Raw genomic sequence first — 15,526 nt, forward strand, 5'->3', positions numbered from 1 at the left:
TCGGTTCACCCGGACGCGTTGAGTGTCACCAGGCGGTCGCCGCCGGTCGTGCGGACCTCGTAGCGGGCGATCTCGTCCGGGTGCAGGGCGGTGCCCACCCGAATGGTGTTCGTCGCCGCGCCGGGGCCGGACTCGGTCCAGCTGCCCGCGGTCTGTTCGGAGCCGTTGTGGCCGATGACGACGAGGCGGCAGGCGTGGGGGCCGGCGCCGTCCTTGACCTTCAGTTCCATCTGGCTGCCCCAGTCCGCGTCCGCGGTCGTCACCTGCGCCCACACGCCCGACTTCGCGTCGGTCGCCGCGGTGACCCGGACGCCCGGGTCACCCTCGTGGCCGGTGGCCTGGAACGCGATCCCGGAGCCGGCCACCGCCAGCACGACGGAGGCGGCCAGGCCGTACAGGTAGCGTCGACGGCGCCACCGGTGCCGTACTGCCACCTCGCCCAGCAGGCGGTCCAGCAGCCGGGGGCCGGGCTGGGCCATGGGGTGCACGAAGCGCGGCGTGGCCCGTCGGTACAGCATCAACTGCCGCGTCGCCGGCCCGAATTCGGTCACATGTGCCGCGCAGCGAGAGCACTCCATGAGGTGGTCCTCGAAGCGGAACGCCTCCGCCTCGCCGAGCACGCCGAGCGCGTATGCGCCGACGTCGCGATGCCTTTCCAGGGACCTCATGCCGAATCCTCGTGCCGAAGGGTGGGGGTGGGGTTACTCGGTTACTCCTTGCTCCCACCCGTACGCACCGGACAGCCGAATCACTCAAGGCACGGACCGAATCGTAATCAAGGGGCCGTTCATGGGATTCGGAGCGGTCGCGCCCGTGGATTGGTGCGGGTTCAGAAAAGATGGATGGCGAGATGTCCGAGGGGCAGCCCGAGCTGCCAGGCGGGTGTCCAGACCTTGGGCCCGTCGTCCTCGCCGGCCGCTCCGCCGCCGGGCACCGCGTCCAGGTCGGGCGCGAGCAGCTCGGTCTCCTCCAGCCAGCGCCAGGCCTCGGACGCCAGGTCCAGGTCCGGTGAGGGGATCCCGCGGGCGCTCGCCTCGGCGCCGAGCCGGTCCATCCGTTCGCGCACCCAGTCCTGCCACGGCTGGTCGTACGCCGTCAGCGAGAGCCAGGTGTCCAGCTGGGTGACGACCCGGATCCCGGACAGCTCACCGTCGGTGTCGGACAGGAAGATGGTCAGCGCCAGCGCGTCGCGGCCGGCCCGGAACTCGAAGGACGTGGGCGGCATCAGGTCGCCGGTCCGGAGCAGCTCGTCGGCGATGTACTCCGCGTACAACCACGCCATGGGCACGGTCAGTTCACCGCCGTCGGTGCCGCCCGTGCTCTCTTGACCTCTGTGCAGCATCCCTTTCCGCCTTCCTCCGGTGCGTTCGCGTCGCCCGAACCCGGGCCCGGGGCGGGGCCCCATCCGGAACTACGGATGAAGACAGCTGATTGCCCAGACATGGTCCACAGCAAGGCGCTTTGCGAAGGCTTTACGACGGCATCGGTTTCACCGCAGGTCGGCCGCATACCCCGGAAGCACCCGGCGCAGGGCGCGCAGCGCGTAGTACGCGCGGGACTTCACGGTACCGGGCGGAATGCCGAGGACCGTCGCGGCCTCCGCAACACTCGCCCCTTGGAAATACACGAGCACCAGAACGTCACGGTGTTCCGGAGTGAGAGTCTTCACAGCCTCGCGGACGTCGAGTGCGGCGGCCGCCCGTTCGGCGTGGTCCGCCATCACCCGCACGTTCTCCAGTACCGCGTCGCCGACCTCCGGCGGCCGCGCCTGCCGCGCCCGGCGCGCGTCGATGGCGAGCCGCCGCCCCACGGTCAGCAGCCATGGCCGTACGGAGTCGAAGTCGTCGGCGCGCAACGCCTCGGGATGCTGCCAGGCGCGTACGAAGGTCTCCTGGACGAGGTCCTCGGCGCGCTGCCGGTCTCCGTCGCACAGCCGCAGCAGCAGTGCGAACAGCGGCCGGCCGTGCTCGCGCTGGAGCGCGGCGAGCTCGTGCTCGGCAGTCGTCGTCAGGGGCGGGAGGGTGGTTCCGGCCGTCATGGCCGTCATGGCATCGCAGGCCGCGCCGCCGGGACAGGGGGTGTGCGGGGGTCTGCGGCGGACGGTCGATCGCGTCGGTGAGCGGTACGACGAACGGTCCGTCAGGTCGCGAATCGCCTGGGGGAGTTGCCGGATTCATGCCCGATCGTCTGTAAATATGGATTTTCATTCCTGTGTCGACACTTGGGGTGAGCTGATGATCGCACGCAGACGACAGGTGGCCCTGGTCCTGACCGCCGTCCTCGCGGCGGCCGCCGCGTGCCAGGCCCAGGAACGGGAGGGCTCCGCCCCGCCCGGCCGTCCGGCGCCCGCCGCCGCCCGGGCCTTCACGCTGGTGGCTTCCGGTGATGTGCTGCCGGACAGCACCGTGGCCGAGCGGGCCCGCTTCGACGCCGGCGGCAACGGCTACGACTTCCGCCCGATGCTCGCCGGAGCGGCGGCCGCCGTGTCCCGGGCCGACGTGGCGCTCTGCCACATGGGCGCGGGCTACGGGGAGGACGGCGACAACACCGCCCATCCGACCTTCCAGGCCCCGCCGGATCTCGCCCTCGGCCTTGCCATGACCGGCTACGACGGCTGTTCGACCGCCTCCGCGCACGCACTGGACGGCGGCGCCGCGGGCATCCGGCAGACCCTGGACCTCATGGACCACATGGGTCTGCGGCACACCGGAACCGCCCGCACCGAGAGCGAGGCGCGCACCGTCACGATCCTGCCCGCGGGCCCGGCCAAGGTCGCGCACCTCTCGTACACGTTCGACACGAGCGGAGTCGCGCTCCCGCCGGCCCAGCCCTGGGCCGTCAACCTGATCGACGAGCGGCGGGTCATCGCCGACGCCCGTGCCGCGCGCAAGGCGGGTGCGGACGTGGTGGTCGTCTCGCTGCACTGGGGCACCGAGGGGCAGGACCAGCCCGACGAGCGGCAACTCACCCTCGCCAAGCGGCTCACCGCCTCGCGCTCGGGCGGCCGCCCCGATCTCGACCTCGTGCTCGGCACCCGCGCGCACGTCCCGCAGGCGTACGAGAAGGTCAACGGCACCTGGGTGGTCTACGGCCTGGGCGACCAGATCGCCGGCCAGCAGGGCGCCCAGCCGGACGGCGCGCAGATCGCCCAGCCGGACGGCCAGCAGGTCCTCCCGGGCCCGCGCGGCATCCAGTCCACCATCGCCCGCTTCACGTTCACCGCGCCCGGCCGCCCCGGCGCCCGCTGGGAGGTCACCCGGGCCGAGTACATCCCGCAGATGTACGACCTCGACGCCGGCCGTGTGGTCGACCTCAACGCGGCCATCGCGAGCGGCGCCGACCTCACCGGAGTGCGCGACCACGTCCGCGACGCGGTCCTCAGCCGGGGAGCAGCCAAGGACGGGCTGGTCATGGGGGAGTGACGTGGGTGCGGCCGGGTGGGGGCCGGGGGCGGTCGACCGGCCCCTAACGTCCCGCCAGCCGCGAGTGCTTGTACGAATAACTGAAATAGATCACGACGCCGATCGCGAACCACACGGCGAACCGCACCCAGGTCTGCCAGGCCAGGAACGTGATCAGCCAGATCGAGAAGACCACACCCAGCGCGGGCACGAACGGCATCCCCGGGGTACGGAAGGTGCGCGGCAGATCCGGCTGCCGGTAGCGCAGCACGATCACCGCCGAGCACACCACCACGAACGCCAGCAGGATCCCGATGTTGGTCAGCTCGGCCGCCTCGCCGATCGGCACGAACCCGGCGAGGACGGCCGACGCGCACCCCACGATCCAGGTGACACGCGTCGGCACATGCCGGGTCGCGTGCGTCTTCGCGAACCACGCGGGCAGCAGCCCGTCCCGGGACATGGCGAACCACACCCGGGTGACCGCGAGCATGAACGTGAACATCACCGTGAGGATGCCGATGATCGCGCCCACCGCGATCACGTTCGCCAGCCCGCTCAGGCCCACCGCGGCGAACGCCGAGGAGAAGCCGCTCTCCGAATCGATGGCACGGTAGCTCTGCATGCCCGTCAGTACCAGACAGGCCGCGACATAGAGGACCATCGAGATCACCAGCGAGTAGATGATCGCCTTCGGCACGTGCCGCTGCGCGTCCTTGGACTCCTCGGCCGCCGTCGACAGCGCGTCGTACCCGAAGACCGCGAAGAAGACGGTGGCCGCGCCGGTGAACGCCCCGCCGATCCCGAACGGGAAGAAGGGCCGGTAGTTGGCGCTGTCGATGTGGAACATCCCGACGCCGACCACCAGCAGCACCACCAGCACCTTGAGGACGACCACCACCGTCTCGAAGCGGGCGGCGCTGCGCGTGCCGAGGTTCAGCAGCCAGGCGATCAGCAGGCACAGCACCGAGGCGATCAGGTCCACCCGGTGCCCGGGACCGCTGCCCGGAGCGCCCTGCAGCCAGTCCGGCAGGTCCGCGCCCAGCTGCTCCACCAGGAACCCGAAGTAGCCGGAGATGCCGATCGCGACCACGGCCACGATCGCCGTGTACTCAAGGAGCAGGTCCCAGCCGATGAACCAGCCCGCGAACTCGCCCAGCACCACGTACCCGTACGTGTAGGACGACCCCGCCTTCGGGATGAGCCCGGCGAACTCGGCGTACGACAGCGCGGCCGTCGCGCTCGCCACACCGGCGATCAGGAAGGACAGGACGACCGCGGGTCCCGCCACCCCGTGGGCCACCGTCCCGGCGAGGGTGAAGATGCCCGCGCCGATGATGCCGCCCACCCCGATCGCGGTCAGCTGCCACAGCCCGAGCGTCCGTTCGAGAGCGGTGTCCCCGGTAGCCTCCGTCTCCTCGATGTGTTCGATGGGTTTGCGGCGGAGAATTCCTTCTCCCATGCGTAGCCCGGCCATCTGCCTCACCTCTTCGCCGAAGGGAACCGGCCGACGGCGGATCATGATGGCTCAGCCGTGATCCCCGAGGAAGGCGCCACGCACACGAGACGGTTTGGCCCACGTGCCCCGGGTCCGCTTTGATGACCCGGGGCAACGGGAGGTTTTCGCATGCGGGCGGGTCGGGCGTTCGGACGGCTGTGGGCCGCGTACGCGGTGAGCACCCTGGGCACCTGGCTCGCCTTCGACGCCTTCGCCCTGACCGCCGTCCTCGTGCTGCACGCCGGGCCGGCCGCGGTGTCGGCGCTGGCCGCCGTTGGGCCGGCGGTGGGGGCGCTGCTGGCGGTGCCGCTCGGGCCGTGGATGGAGTTCCGCCACAAGCGGCCGGTGATGGTCGCCATGGATGTGGTGCGCTGCGCCGCGCTGCTGAGCGTCCCCGCCGCATTCGCGCTCGGTGGGCTCGGCCTCACGCAGCTGATGGTCGTGTCCGTCGTCGTCGCGGCCGCCGACATCACCTTCAACGCGGCCTCCGGAGCGTTCCTGAAGTCCCTGGTCCCGCCGGGAGAACTGCTCGCCGCGAACGGCAGGTTCGAGGCCACGAGCTGGCTCGCCACCGTGCTCGGACCACCGCTCGGGGGCGTAGCCACCGGCCTGTTCGGACCGGTCACCACCATCGCGGCGGACGCGGTCAGCTATCTGCTCTCCGCCCTGGGCATCCGCGCCATCGGTGGCCGCGAACCGCACCCGGCCCGCACGGACAAGGCCGCACCCGGGGCGGGCGGCCTCCTCGAAGGGTGGCGGCACATCCTCACCAGCCCGGCCCTGCGCCCCCTGTTCCTCAACACCGTCCTGTTCAACGGTCTGCTCATGGCGGCCTCACCGCCGCTCGCCGTCCTCATGCTCCGCGACCTGGGGTTCGCGCCCTGGCAGTACGGCCTCGCCTTCGCGGTGCCCTGCCTCGGAGGCCTGGCCGGCTCACGGCTGGCCCGCCCGCTCGCCGCGCGCCACGGATCGCACCGCGTCCTGCGCGCCGCCGGTACGCTGCGCGCCTGCTGGCCCATCGGCCTGGTCCTGGTCCGGCCCGGCGTCCCCGGACTGCTGACCGTCATGGCCGTCGAACTCGGCCTGATCACCTGCTGCGCCGTGTTCAACCCGGTCCTCGCCACCCACCGCCTCGAACAGACCCCGCCCGACCGCGTCGCACGCACCCTGTCCGCCTGGTCGGTCACGGGCAAGGCGGTCACCGCGGGCACGACCGCGCTGTGGGGTGTGCTGGCCGGCCTCACCGGGCCCCGCACCGCGATCGCCGCCGCCGGAGCCCTGCTCCTCGTGACACCGGTCCTGTTGCCCCGCCGGGAACGCGAGGCGCCGGTTACGGCACCACCGTCACCGGCCAGCGCCCGGCCTTGACCAGCCGGACCGCCACCGAGCCGATGATCCGGTGGCCCGCCTGCTCGGAGGCACCGACGACCACCGCGTCCGCCTGGAGTTCGTCGGCCGCCTTGACCAGGCCGGTGTAGGGGTCGCCGCGGAAGGTGTGGAACTCCCAGCGCACCTCGTACATGCCCTTGAGCCGCTCGGCCGCCTCCCGGATCTGCCGGATCAGATCCTCGGCGATCTCGTCGGTCGTCTCCGCCACCGGCGCACCGAGCGCGGCCCCGGCCGTGAGTACCGGCTGCACGTACACCACGGCGAGCAGCGCGTGCTGCCGCCGTGCCAGCCCGGCGGCATAGGCCGCGGCGCGCAGCGAGGAATCGGAGCCGTCCACTCCGGCCACGATGACCTTCGGGCCGTCCGTGCCCCGCTCGAACCGGTGCGCGTGCCCTTCGTCGTGCTTCTCGTCCTGCTCGTGCTCTCCCGTCACAGCAGTGAGGCTATCGGAACCTCCGGCTCCGGCCGCTTCGGGCCGTCCGGCGAGCGAGCAGCCCGCCCGGCCGCGCCAACTCCCGGAAACGGGACACCTGTAGGCGAGGCGGCCGGTTCCCACCCGGAGGCCGCCGCCCGCCACCGGGTCCGGTCCCGACGGAGCGGGCGGTGCCGGCCGCCCCGGACCGGTCATTCGATCCGACAACTCGTCCGACCGGGTGCATTCCGGCCGCCGCTCCGGTGTCGTTGTGGTGCGCCGGAGCCCTGTCGGGCGACTGATGAGTCATGCAGAAGGATCAGTTGCTCACCCGGCGCCGGATGCTGATCGCCGGCGCCGCCGCACTCGGCACCGCCGGCACGGCCGGACTGTTCGCGTCGCGCACGGGCGGGACACCCGCACCGGTGACCGCCCCCGCCGCCCCGGGCCCGCAGGCCCGCGCCGCCCTCAACAAGCCCTCCGCCTACCGCCTGCGACCCCTCACCGGAGACGGCGTCCCACACGCCCGGCCGCGCGGCGTCGCGGTGCGCACCGAACCCATCCTGGAGATGCCCGCCGACGGCCGGACCATGGTGCTGACCTTCGACGACGGACCCGACCCCCGCTACACACCGGCCATCCTGGACACCCTGGACGAGCACGGCGTCCGCGCCATGTTCTTCGTGTGCGGGGAGATGGCCGCCGAGAACAAGGAACTGCTGGCCCGGATGGCCGACGACGGGCACATCGTCGGCAACCACACCTGGAGCCATCCGCTGCTGATCCAGTGCGACCGCAACCAGATCCGCTCCGAGATGGTGCGCACCAGCGACGTCATCGAGGACGCCTACGGAGAGCGCCCCAAGTGGTTCCGGGCCCCCTACGGCGCCTGGAACCGGGCCGCCTTCCAACTGGGCGCCGAGATGGGCATGGAGCCGCTCGCCTGGACGGTCGACAGCACCGACTGGACGACCCCGGGCACCGGCACCGTCGTCGACCGGGTGGAGAACGGCGCCGCCCCCGGAGTCGTCGTGCTCTCGCACGACGCCGGGGGCGACCGTTCTCAGAGTGTGCAGGCGCTGCGTCAGTATCTGCCGTTTCTGCTCGACAACGGCTACCACCTCACTGTTCCGCGACGCCACCCTGCCTGAGCGCGGGCGCCGCCCGCCGGGGTCCGTTCAGCGGACCTCGGCCAGGCGGCCGAAGACGACGACGTTCCCGTCGTAGCCGTGCTGCTTGGAGAAGCCTCCGCCGCAGGTGATGACCCGCAGTTCGGGCGTGCCCTTGGAGCCGTACACCCGGTCTCCGGGGAAGTTGCTCTTGGCGAAGACCTCGACGCCGTAGATCTCGAACACCGCGGTCTTGCCGTCCTTGCGCCCGACTTCGACGCGGCTGCCCTTCTTCAGGGACCCGAGTCCGTAGAACACCGCCGGGCCCTTCGTGTTGTCGACATGCCCCACGACCACGGCGGTGCCCTTCTCGCCGGGCGAGACGCCACCGGTGAACCAGCCGGCCAGGTTCGGGTCCTCGGGCGGCGGCGCGGCGACCCAGCCGTCCGTGTCGAGGCCCACCGGCACCACCGGTGCGTCGACCTGGATCGAGGGGATCCTGATCCGGTCGACGGCGGCGAACGGCAGGGCCTGGGGAGCCGCGGTGAGGCCCGGTTGCGACACCCCGCTGTCGATGACGGCGGCCTGCGCCTGGGCCGGCTGCGGAGGCCCGACGTCGAATTCGCCCGAGCCGTTGCGAATGAGCGCAAGCCCGGTCAGCAGTACCAGCGCTATGACGCCCCACGGGGCGCGCCTCCTTCGCCGTTCCTCCTCTTCGGCGATCTCGGCAAGCTCGGACAGATACATTCGCCATCCCCTCTCGACGCGGCCGACGCCACGTCAGTCGCGCTTACGAGAAAGCTAAGTCCCGTGGACGCGACCGGCGACGGGGCGAAGGGCGAACGGGTGGCGCGGGCACCTTTTGGTGCGCCATCCGAGTTGCCGTTCGCAGGAAATTTTCTGACGGTCCGTGACCTGCAATCTTTTCCGATTGTGCGGTTTCTCCGGGGCCTGTTCGCTCACCAGGACGGACCATTCTCGACATGCGGGCGTGTTCCGCACGTCCGAGGGTCTTGCCTGGAGGCGCTTTCTCGCCGATTGACCGGGGACGGGTCCCCGGGGTGCCTCCCGCGGAGGATCACATGAGGAACACACGCGTCCTGGCGGCCATTGCCGTCACGGCCGCCGCCCTCGGGCTCGCTGCCCCCGCGGCCGTCGCGGACGGCATGGGCAACGGGGGCGGTCCCAGTACCCCCAGCGGTGGCGTCGTCGGGGGCGGCACCGGTCTCACCGGCGGAGGAGTAGGAGGAGTCGGCGGAGTCGGCGGTGTCGGAGGCGTCGGCGGAATCGGAGGCATCGGCGGTGTCGGAGGCATCGGCGGTGTCATCGGCGGGGTGGGCGGAGTCGGCGGTGTCGCTCCCTTCCCCTTTTACGGGTATCCGAACGGATACCCGAACAACGGAGGCAATGGCGGCAACGGCGGATTCCCGAGAAACATCAACGCCACACCCAGCGTGATCGCCGCGGGTGGCCGGATCACCATCACGGTGGACGGCTGCCGGGGCGGCGGTGTCGCGATCTCACGCGCCTTCACCCCGGTGTCGCTGACGTCGATCAACGGCAACAGCGACACGGCGAGGGGCGTGGCGACGATCGACAGCAACGCCCGTCCGGGTCCCTACGACATCTCGGTCAACTGCGGTGGCCGCAGTCTGACCCGCCCGGACGCCTTCACCGTGATCGGCGGCGTCCACGGCGGTTTCGGCGGCAGCATCGCGTCCGGGGCGACGAAGACCGACATGGCCATCGGTGGCGGACTGGTCACCGCCGGCGCGGTCGGCAGCGGTGTCTTCTGGATGCGCCGCAGGCACGAGAAGCGGATCTGACCCGCAGGCCGCACAACTTCGCCCCCGGACACCCAAGGCGTCCGGGGGCGGAGGTCCGCATGGGGCGGGCTATCCACCCGTGTGCGGGAAGAGAGCCAGGAACGGCTCGGCGGTCGCCGCGATGCCCCGGCTGTAGGGGGAGTCGAAGTCCCAGATCAGGAAGAGCATGAAGGCGATCGTCGCGGAGAACAGCCCGGCGAGGACCAGCTCGCGTCCGGTACGTCTGATCTGGAGCGCGAACACCATCCCGACGGTGACCAGGGCCCCGGTGAGCAGCCCGAACCAGACCACGCCCGGCATCGTCTCGCCGGTCGCGTCGGCACGGGCGTTGCGCGCCTGGTCGGCCGCGGCGACCTGGTCGAGGAGCGGCTGGTAGGCCTGCGCCTGGAAGTCAGTGGTCGGCTGGTAGTCGGTCACGTCCTGCCGGACCCGGTCGAGCAGCTGGGCGCCGCGGTCGGTGAGCCGACCGTGGTCGGCCATCTCCTTCCACTCCTTGGTGACGACGTGTCCGACATAGGCATTGACATCGCCCCGAATCCGGTCACGGACATCGGCCGGGTACACCCGGACCCGCTCCGAGATCTCGTGCAGTGCCTGCGCCTCCGCCTGGACATGGTCCCCGGCGGCGCTGCGCGCCTCCCACACGCCCGCGATGGCCAGGCCCAGCACGATGGCGTAGATCACCCCGATCCACATGGTCATGTACTCGATGACGTCCGGGGTCTCGCTGGGGTCGTCGTCCAAGGCGGCGGTGCGGTGCCGCACGAGGGTGATGACGACCACCACCCCGCACGCGCCCAGCATCGCGAGGACGAGAACAAGCCAATCCGACAACAGAAGCCTCCAGGGAAGCGAGAGCGAAGAAGGTGAAACGGCGCTTCGCACCGGAACACACGCGGGCGTCAGCGCGGGCGCAGTGCGGCGACCGCGACGATCGCGGGGACGGTGATGAGCAGGACGTAGGTGACGGGTGACCTACGGCCGGGCGCCTTCCTGGCGGGCGGTTTGGAGTGGTACTCCGGATAGCTCACCGGGGTCGGCGACGGGCGCGGGGTCGGCCTGGGTGCCGGCTTCGGCATCGGGCCCGGCTTCGGCGGCGGTGGAGGGGGAGGCGGGGGTGGGGGTGGAGGCGGTGCCGGCAGGGGCGGCGGCGGCTTGGGTGCGGGCGGTGGCGGTTTCGGGACGGGCCTCGGCTTCGGTGTCGGCCTGGGCTTCGGCGGGGGTGGTGGCGTCGGCTTCGCCGGTGTGGGCGTGGGCGTGGGCGTGGGCGTGGGCCTACGGCATACGGGGGGCGTGGGCCAGAAGCCCCCGCCGGCGACGGCCACCGCGACCGTTCCGTCCGGGCCGGTGGAGGCGACGGCACAGGCGTCGGCCGCCGCCGGACCGGCCGGGCAGCCCGCGAGGAGCCATGTCAGCGCCAGCACGGGCAACACCCTTGTCGCGGGCGCGAATCGGGTCCGTTCGGGTCCTTGCACGACGGAGATCATGAGCCGCGGAACGCCGTCCCACGCCCCACTCCCCAGGGATTGCCCCCGAAGGTGGGACGGGCGCCGCACGGCGGTTTGACCGGCGGGACCGCGGCGGCCCGGCCATGGGTACGTGCGTGCGACGAGTGGCGCCCGGAAAGAAATTCGCACGCCGGTTGAACACAACAGCGCCCTCGCCGCGTACCTCATGTCGTGCGGCACCGCAGAGGCGCTGCGACATCCAGGCGATTTTGGGGAGTTGGACAATGAAGACCTCCTGGCGGAGCGCCTCACTGGTGGCGACGGCCGTGTCGGTGGTGCTGCTCACGGCGGCGTGCGGTCAGGACAATGCGGCAACTCCGTCGTCGGCCGCCCAGAACGTCGGCGCGACGGCCGCCGCGGGCGGTTACGGCAGTGCCGGTACCACCGCGGGCGCCGGTACCGCGGCGGGCAACGGATACGGCGCCGCCGGCAGCCAGAGTTCCACCGCCCCGAGCCAGGCCGCCCCCGCGGGCGAGCTGGCCGTGGCCGCCAACCCGGACCTGGGCAAGGTACTGACGGACGGCTCGGGGCTCTCCCTCTACCGGTTCGACAAGGACACCGCCAATCCGCCCAAGTCGAACTGTGACGGCGACTGCGCCACCGCCTGGCCGCCGGTTCCCGCGGACGACGCCACGGCCGGCGCCGGTATCGACAAGGCGCTGCTGGGTGAGGTCACCCGGGCCGACGGCACCAAGCAGCTGACCGTCGGCGGCTGGCCGGCCTACCGCTACGCCAAGGACGTCAACGCCGGTGACGTCAACGGCCAGGGCGTGGGCGGCAAGTGGTTCGCGCTGGCCCCCACCGGCAAGAAGGCCGGACCCGGCAGCCTGCCCGGACTCTCCGTCCGCAAGGACCCCAAGCTCGGTGACATCGTCGTCGACAGGAACGGCATGACGGTCTACCGCTTCAAGAAGGACAAGGCATGGCCCAAGTCCGTCTCCAACTGCACCGGTGAGTGCCTGGCGAAGTGGCCGGCCGTCAAGGAGGTCGCCGCGGACGACACCAAGGGAGTCGAGAAGAAGGGCCTGATGGGCTTCATCCGGCCCGACAACGGCGTCAAGCAGATGACGGTCGACTGCTGGCCGATCTACACCTTCTCCGGCGACAAGGCCGCCGGTGACACCAACGGCCAGGGCGTCGGCGGTACTTGGTACGCCGTCTCGCCCGAGGGGAAGCTGGTCGGCGCGCCGAAGTAGGCGCTCCCTCCCCGAGGTTGCCCACCCGGTCCGCCCCTTCCGTGTCGCACGGAGGGGGCGGATTCTCGCATTCCGCCTTTGTCACTCAGCGACGTCGCCCCGGCACCAACCGCAGGCAGTGACCGGGAACGGATGGTCAATTTCCGGTTCGGCTCGCTCCTTTGGCGGGCGATCAGTAGCCTCTGCTCGAACACCGGATCGCTTTGCCCGTTGCCTACGCCTTGGAGAGATACATGGAGCGTCCCGCCTGGGCCCCCCGAAGCATCGACATCTCGGTGCCGAGCGTTTCGCGTATCTACGACTTCTACCTGGGCGGCTCGCACAACTTCGAGGTCGACCGCGAAGCGGCCCGCAGGGCCATGGAGTTCCTGCCGGGACTGCCGAAGATCATGCAGGCGAACCGGGCGTTCATGCGCCGCGCCGTGCGCTACGCCGTCGAACAGGGCATCGACCAGTTCCTCGACATCGGCTCCGGCATCCCGACCTTCGGCAACGTCCACGAAGTGGCCCAGGCGGCCCGGCCCGGCGCCCGGGTCCTGTACGTGGACCACGACCCGGTGGCCGTGGCGCACAGCGAGGCGGTGCTGGCGGGCAACGACCACACGGACGTCGTGGCCGCGGATCTGCGCAAGCCCCAGGAGATCCTGTCCAGCCCCCGGACACAGCAACTGCTCGACCTGAACCGGCCGGTGGCACTGCTGCTCGTTGCGATACTTCACTTCGTGGAAGACGCGGACGACCCCTACGGTGCGCTGGCCGAGCTGCGCGAGGCGCTCGCGCCCGGCAGCCTGCTGATCCTCACGCACGCCTCGTACGAGGGAATCCCGCTGGCACCCGAGCGGGCGGAGGGCGCGGTGGACGTGTACAAGGACATCCGCAACCCGCTGATCATGCGCTCGCGCGACGAGATCGCGCGGTTCTTCGAGGGGTACGACATGGTGGAACCCGGGCTGGTGCCGATGCCGCACTGGCGGCCCCAGACCGCGCCGGAGGACGAGGATCCCTATGCCTTCTCCGGTTTCGGCGGCGTGGGGCGTACGGCGTGACCGCGGAGCCGGACGGGCCGGAGGACAGACTGCGCCGCTTCGCGACGATCTGGAGCCGGGCCGTGTTCCCGGTGACCTCCACGTCGCTCACCCGACCGGAGTTCGAGGAGCAACTCTGGCCGCTCGCCTGCCGCTTGGGCGACGCGCTGCTCGCGCACAGCTTCGACGCGGAGGAGGCCAGGGCGGTCGGGGCGGCGCTGATCGACGCGCACTGCACCGATCCCGACGCGCTCGCCCGCACCCTCGACTGCGTGGATGCCTATCTGGTGCTCTACTGCGGCGACGAGGGCCGCCTGGACGAGATGCGGATGCGCTCCTCGCGGCTTCAGCACGCCATGGCGGCGGGGTACGCCCGGGCGCTGCGCGAGCGGACCCTGGCCGAGCAGGAGGCCATCGGCCAGGCCGCACTCCGCGCCCAGGGCGTGGTGGCGCAGGCACTGCACGCCAGCGAGGCCCGGTTCCGCGCGGTGTTCGAGGGCGCCGCCATAGGCATCGGCATCGCCGACCTCGACGGCCAGGTCCTCCAGGTCAACGAGGCGCTGCTGCGCATGTTCGGCGGCTCCGAGCAGGCCGTGCGCGGCCGCAATGTCATGGAGTGGACCCACCCCGAGGACGCGCCCCAGACCTGGAAGCTCTACGAGGAGCTGGTGCGCGGTGAACGCGAGCACTACCACGTCGAGAAGGCCTTCAACCGCCCCGACGGCACGGCTCTTTGGACCAACCTGACGGTCTCCCTGCTGCGCGACGCCGACGGCGACCCGCAGTACCAGCTCGCGCTGATGGAGGACACCACCGAGCGACGGCTGCTCAACCTGCGGCTGCGCTACGAGGCGACGCACGACGCGCTGACCGGGCTGCCCAACCGCACCCTGTTCTTCGAACGGCTGGAGAAGGCGCTCGGCGCGGGCGACGGCCAGCGCTTCGGGCTGTGCTACCTCGATCTCGACGGCTTCAAGACCATCAACGACAGCCTCGGCCACGCGGCCGGCGACCAGCTGCTGGTCGAGGTCGCCGACCGGCTCCAGTCCTGCGCGACCGCGCCCGGCGAGATGGTGGCCCGGCTCGGCGGCGACGAGTTCGTGGCGCTGACCACCGGTCCCGACACCGAGCGCGAGGTGGACGAGCTGGCCGAGCGCATCCTGCACGCGCTGGTCACCCCGATCAGGATCGACGGCCGGGAACTCCTCGTGCGGGGCAGCATCGGTGTCGTCGAGGGCCCGGCGGGCGAGCGCACCCCGGCGGAGGTGCTGCGCAGCGCCGACATCACCATGTACCGGGCCAAGTCGGCGGGCGGCAACCGCTTCGAGCTGGCCGACCCGGAGGCCGACGCCCGTGCCATCACCCGGCACGGACTGACCACGGCCCTGCCGACGGCCCTGGAGCGCGGCGAGTTCTTCATCGAGTACCAGCCGCTGGTCCACCTCGGCGACGGCAGCATCCGGGGCGCCGAGGCGCTGGTGCGCTGGCTGCATCCGCAGCACGGGGTGCTCGGGCCCGACCGGTTCATCCCGCTCGCCGAGCACACCGGTCTGATCGTGCCGCTCGGCCGGTGGGTGCTGGAGGAGTCCGTACGGCAGGCCCGCGAGTGGCGGGAGCGGTACGCCGGCCGGTCGGCCGCCGGGCCGATGCGCATCAACGTCAACCTCTCACCGTGCCAGCTCGCCCATCGGGGGCTGGTCCAGGACACGGTGGACATCCTGGAGCGGGTCGGCGTGGCGCCGGACTCGCTGTGCCTGGAGGTCACCGAGTCCGCGCTCATCGGCGCCGACGACGACCTGCTCAAACCGCTGCGCCGACTGGCGGAGATGGGAGTCGACATCGCCCTCGACGACTTCGGCACCGGCTACTCGAACCTGGCCAACCTGCGGCGTCTTCCGGTGAGCGTGCTGAAGCTGGACCGCTCCTTCACCCAGGGCATGCAGCAGTTCCCGGCGGACCCCGTCGACCTGAAGATCGTCGAGGGCATCGTCTCCCTCGCCCACAGCCTCGACCTCGCGGTCACCGTGGAGGGCGTGGAGACCGCGGCACAGGCCGAGCAGCTGCGCATCCTCGGCTGCGACACGGCCCAGGGCTGGTACTACGCCCGCCCGGGTCCACCGGAACGCCTGCACGAACTGGCTCTGGCGGACGCGACGAGCTGA

At 71.4% G+C, this 15,526-nt stretch carries 14 protein-coding genes; 7 read left to right on the forward strand and 7 right to left on the reverse strand.

Annotation, left to right across the window (positions count from 1 at the left end; genetic code table 11):
* Window positions 1–5: 5 nt before the first annotated feature.
* From ACIPK3_RS07050 to ACIPK3_RS07060, 3 genes are all read right to left on the reverse strand, one after another.
* Entirely contained in the window at window positions 6–668 is a 663-nt protein-coding gene (locus ACIPK3_RS07050) for a zf-HC2 domain-containing protein (RefSeq protein ID WP_402567038.1), read from the reverse strand.
* 161 nt (window positions 669–829) lie between these two features.
* Window positions 830–1,342, reverse strand: a complete 513-nt coding sequence (locus tag ACIPK3_RS07055) for a hypothetical protein (RefSeq protein ID WP_402567039.1) — start codon at window positions 1,340–1,342, stop codon at window positions 830–832.
* Between the two features lie 147 nt (window positions 1,343–1,489).
* A complete protein-coding gene (locus ACIPK3_RS07060) occupies window positions 1,490–2,038 on the reverse strand; it encodes a sigma-70 family RNA polymerase sigma factor (protein ID WP_402567040.1) in 549 nt (182 codons plus the stop codon).
* A gap of 196 nt (window positions 2,039–2,234) precedes the next feature.
* Here ACIPK3_RS07060 and ACIPK3_RS07065 point away from each other — a divergent pair, with 196 nt between their 5' ends.
* Complete coding sequence (locus ACIPK3_RS07065) at window positions 2,235–3,422, forward strand: CapA family protein (RefSeq protein ID WP_402567041.1); 1,188 nt, start codon at window positions 2,235–2,237, stop codon at window positions 3,420–3,422.
* A gap of 43 nt (window positions 3,423–3,465) precedes the next feature.
* On the opposite strand, the gene ACIPK3_RS07070 is transcribed toward ACIPK3_RS07065, so the two are convergent.
* Window positions 3,466–4,878: an amino acid permease gene (locus ACIPK3_RS07070; protein ID WP_402567042.1), complete on the reverse strand. Its 1,413-nt coding sequence runs from the start codon at window positions 4,876–4,878 to the stop codon at window positions 3,466–3,468.
* Between the two features lie 150 nt (window positions 4,879–5,028).
* Here ACIPK3_RS07070 and ACIPK3_RS07075 point away from each other — a divergent pair, with 150 nt between their 5' ends.
* Window positions 5,029–6,267 carry an MFS transporter gene (locus ACIPK3_RS07075; RefSeq protein ID WP_402567043.1) on the forward strand — a complete coding sequence of 413 codons (1,239 nt, stop codon included), beginning with the start codon at window positions 5,029–5,031 and terminating at the stop codon, window positions 6,265–6,267.
* Here the strand turns inward: ACIPK3_RS07075 and ACIPK3_RS07080 are convergent.
* A complete protein-coding gene (locus tag ACIPK3_RS07080) occupies window positions 6,230–6,721 on the reverse strand; it encodes a universal stress protein (protein ID WP_402567044.1) in 492 nt (163 codons plus the stop codon). The genes ACIPK3_RS07075 and ACIPK3_RS07080 overlap by 38 nt on opposite strands.
* A gap of 287 nt (window positions 6,722–7,008) precedes the next feature.
* On the opposite strand from ACIPK3_RS07080, the gene ACIPK3_RS07085 reads away from it, so the two are divergent.
* Window positions 7,009–7,851, forward strand: coding sequence for a polysaccharide deacetylase family protein (locus ACIPK3_RS07085; RefSeq protein WP_402567045.1), 843 nt, complete (start codon window positions 7,009–7,011; stop codon window positions 7,849–7,851).
* A 27-nt stretch (window positions 7,852–7,878) separates the two neighbouring features.
* On the opposite strand, the gene ACIPK3_RS07090 is transcribed toward ACIPK3_RS07085, so the two are convergent.
* Complete coding sequence (locus ACIPK3_RS07090) at window positions 7,879–8,556, reverse strand: class F sortase (protein WP_402567046.1); 678 nt, start codon at window positions 8,554–8,556, stop codon at window positions 7,879–7,881.
* A gap of 578 nt (window positions 8,557–9,134) precedes the next feature.
* Between ACIPK3_RS07090 and ACIPK3_RS07095 the strand changes: the two genes are divergently transcribed.
* Window positions 9,135–9,635 (forward strand): hypothetical protein, encoded by a 501-nt coding sequence (locus ACIPK3_RS07095; RefSeq protein ID WP_402567820.1) that lies wholly within the window; start codon window positions 9,135–9,137, stop codon window positions 9,633–9,635.
* 69 nt (window positions 9,636–9,704) lie between these two features.
* On the opposite strand, the gene ACIPK3_RS07100 is transcribed toward ACIPK3_RS07095, so the two are convergent.
* Window positions 9,705–10,469, reverse strand: a complete 765-nt coding sequence (locus ACIPK3_RS07100) for a hypothetical protein (RefSeq protein ID WP_402567047.1) — start codon at window positions 10,467–10,469, stop codon at window positions 9,705–9,707.
* An 898-nt stretch (window positions 10,470–11,367) separates the two neighbouring features.
* Here ACIPK3_RS07100 and ACIPK3_RS07105 point away from each other — a divergent pair.
* The 3 genes from ACIPK3_RS07105 to ACIPK3_RS07115 all read left to right on the forward strand — a co-directional run bounded on the left by ACIPK3_RS07105 (window position 11,368) and on the right by ACIPK3_RS07115 (window position 15,526).
* On the forward strand, window positions 11,368–12,339 hold the full coding sequence (locus ACIPK3_RS07105; RefSeq protein ID WP_402567048.1) for an SCO0930 family lipoprotein: 972 nt from the start codon (window positions 11,368–11,370) through the stop codon (window positions 12,337–12,339).
* A 233-nt stretch (window positions 12,340–12,572) separates the two neighbouring features.
* Entirely contained in the window at window positions 12,573–13,385 is an 813-nt protein-coding gene (locus tag ACIPK3_RS07110) for an SAM-dependent methyltransferase (protein ID WP_402567049.1), read from the forward strand.
* Complete coding sequence (locus ACIPK3_RS07115) at window positions 13,382–15,526, forward strand: putative bifunctional diguanylate cyclase/phosphodiesterase (protein WP_402567050.1); 2,145 nt, start codon at window positions 13,382–13,384, stop codon at window positions 15,524–15,526. The genes ACIPK3_RS07110 and ACIPK3_RS07115 overlap by 4 nt, the downstream gene beginning before the upstream one ends.

It is taken from the genome of Streptomyces sp. NPDC086787 (assembly GCF_044745865.1).
In the GTDB taxonomy this organism is placed as follows: Bacteria; Actinomycetota; Actinomycetes; order Streptomycetales; family Streptomycetaceae; genus Streptomyces.

What these genes read in the sequence shown, in the direction of transcription:
- ACIPK3_RS07055 (WP_402567039.1), bottom strand. Translation starts at nt 1,342, where the DNA reads ATGCTGCACAGAGGTCAAGAGAGCACGGGCGGCACCGACGGCGGTGAA.
- ACIPK3_RS07050 (WP_402567038.1), bottom strand. Translation starts at nt 668, where the DNA reads ATGAGGTCCCTGGAAAGGCATCGCGACGTCGGCGCATACGCGCTCGGC.
- ACIPK3_RS07105 (WP_402567048.1), top strand. Translation starts at nt 11,368, where the DNA reads ATGAAGACCTCCTGGCGGAGCGCCTCACTGGTGGCGACGGCCGTGTCG.
- ACIPK3_RS07060 (WP_402567040.1), bottom strand. Translation starts at nt 2,038, where the DNA reads ATGACGGCCGGAACCACCCTCCCGCCCCTGACGACGACTGCCGAGCAC.
- ACIPK3_RS07065 (WP_402567041.1), top strand. Translation starts at nt 2,235, where the DNA reads ATGATCGCACGCAGACGACAGGTGGCCCTGGTCCTGACCGCCGTCCTC.
- ACIPK3_RS07070 (WP_402567042.1), bottom strand. Translation starts at nt 4,878, where the DNA reads ATGGCCGGGCTACGCATGGGAGAAGGAATTCTCCGCCGCAAACCCATC.
- ACIPK3_RS07110 (WP_402567049.1), top strand. Translation starts at nt 12,573, where the DNA reads ATGGAGCGTCCCGCCTGGGCCCCCCGAAGCATCGACATCTCGGTGCCG.
- ACIPK3_RS07075 (WP_402567043.1), top strand. Translation starts at nt 5,029, where the DNA reads ATGCGGGCGGGTCGGGCGTTCGGACGGCTGTGGGCCGCGTACGCGGTG.
- ACIPK3_RS07090 (WP_402567046.1), bottom strand. Translation starts at nt 8,556, where the DNA reads ATGTATCTGTCCGAGCTTGCCGAGATCGCCGAAGAGGAGGAACGGCGA.
- ACIPK3_RS07085 (WP_402567045.1), top strand. Translation starts at nt 7,009, where the DNA reads ATGCAGAAGGATCAGTTGCTCACCCGGCGCCGGATGCTGATCGCCGGC.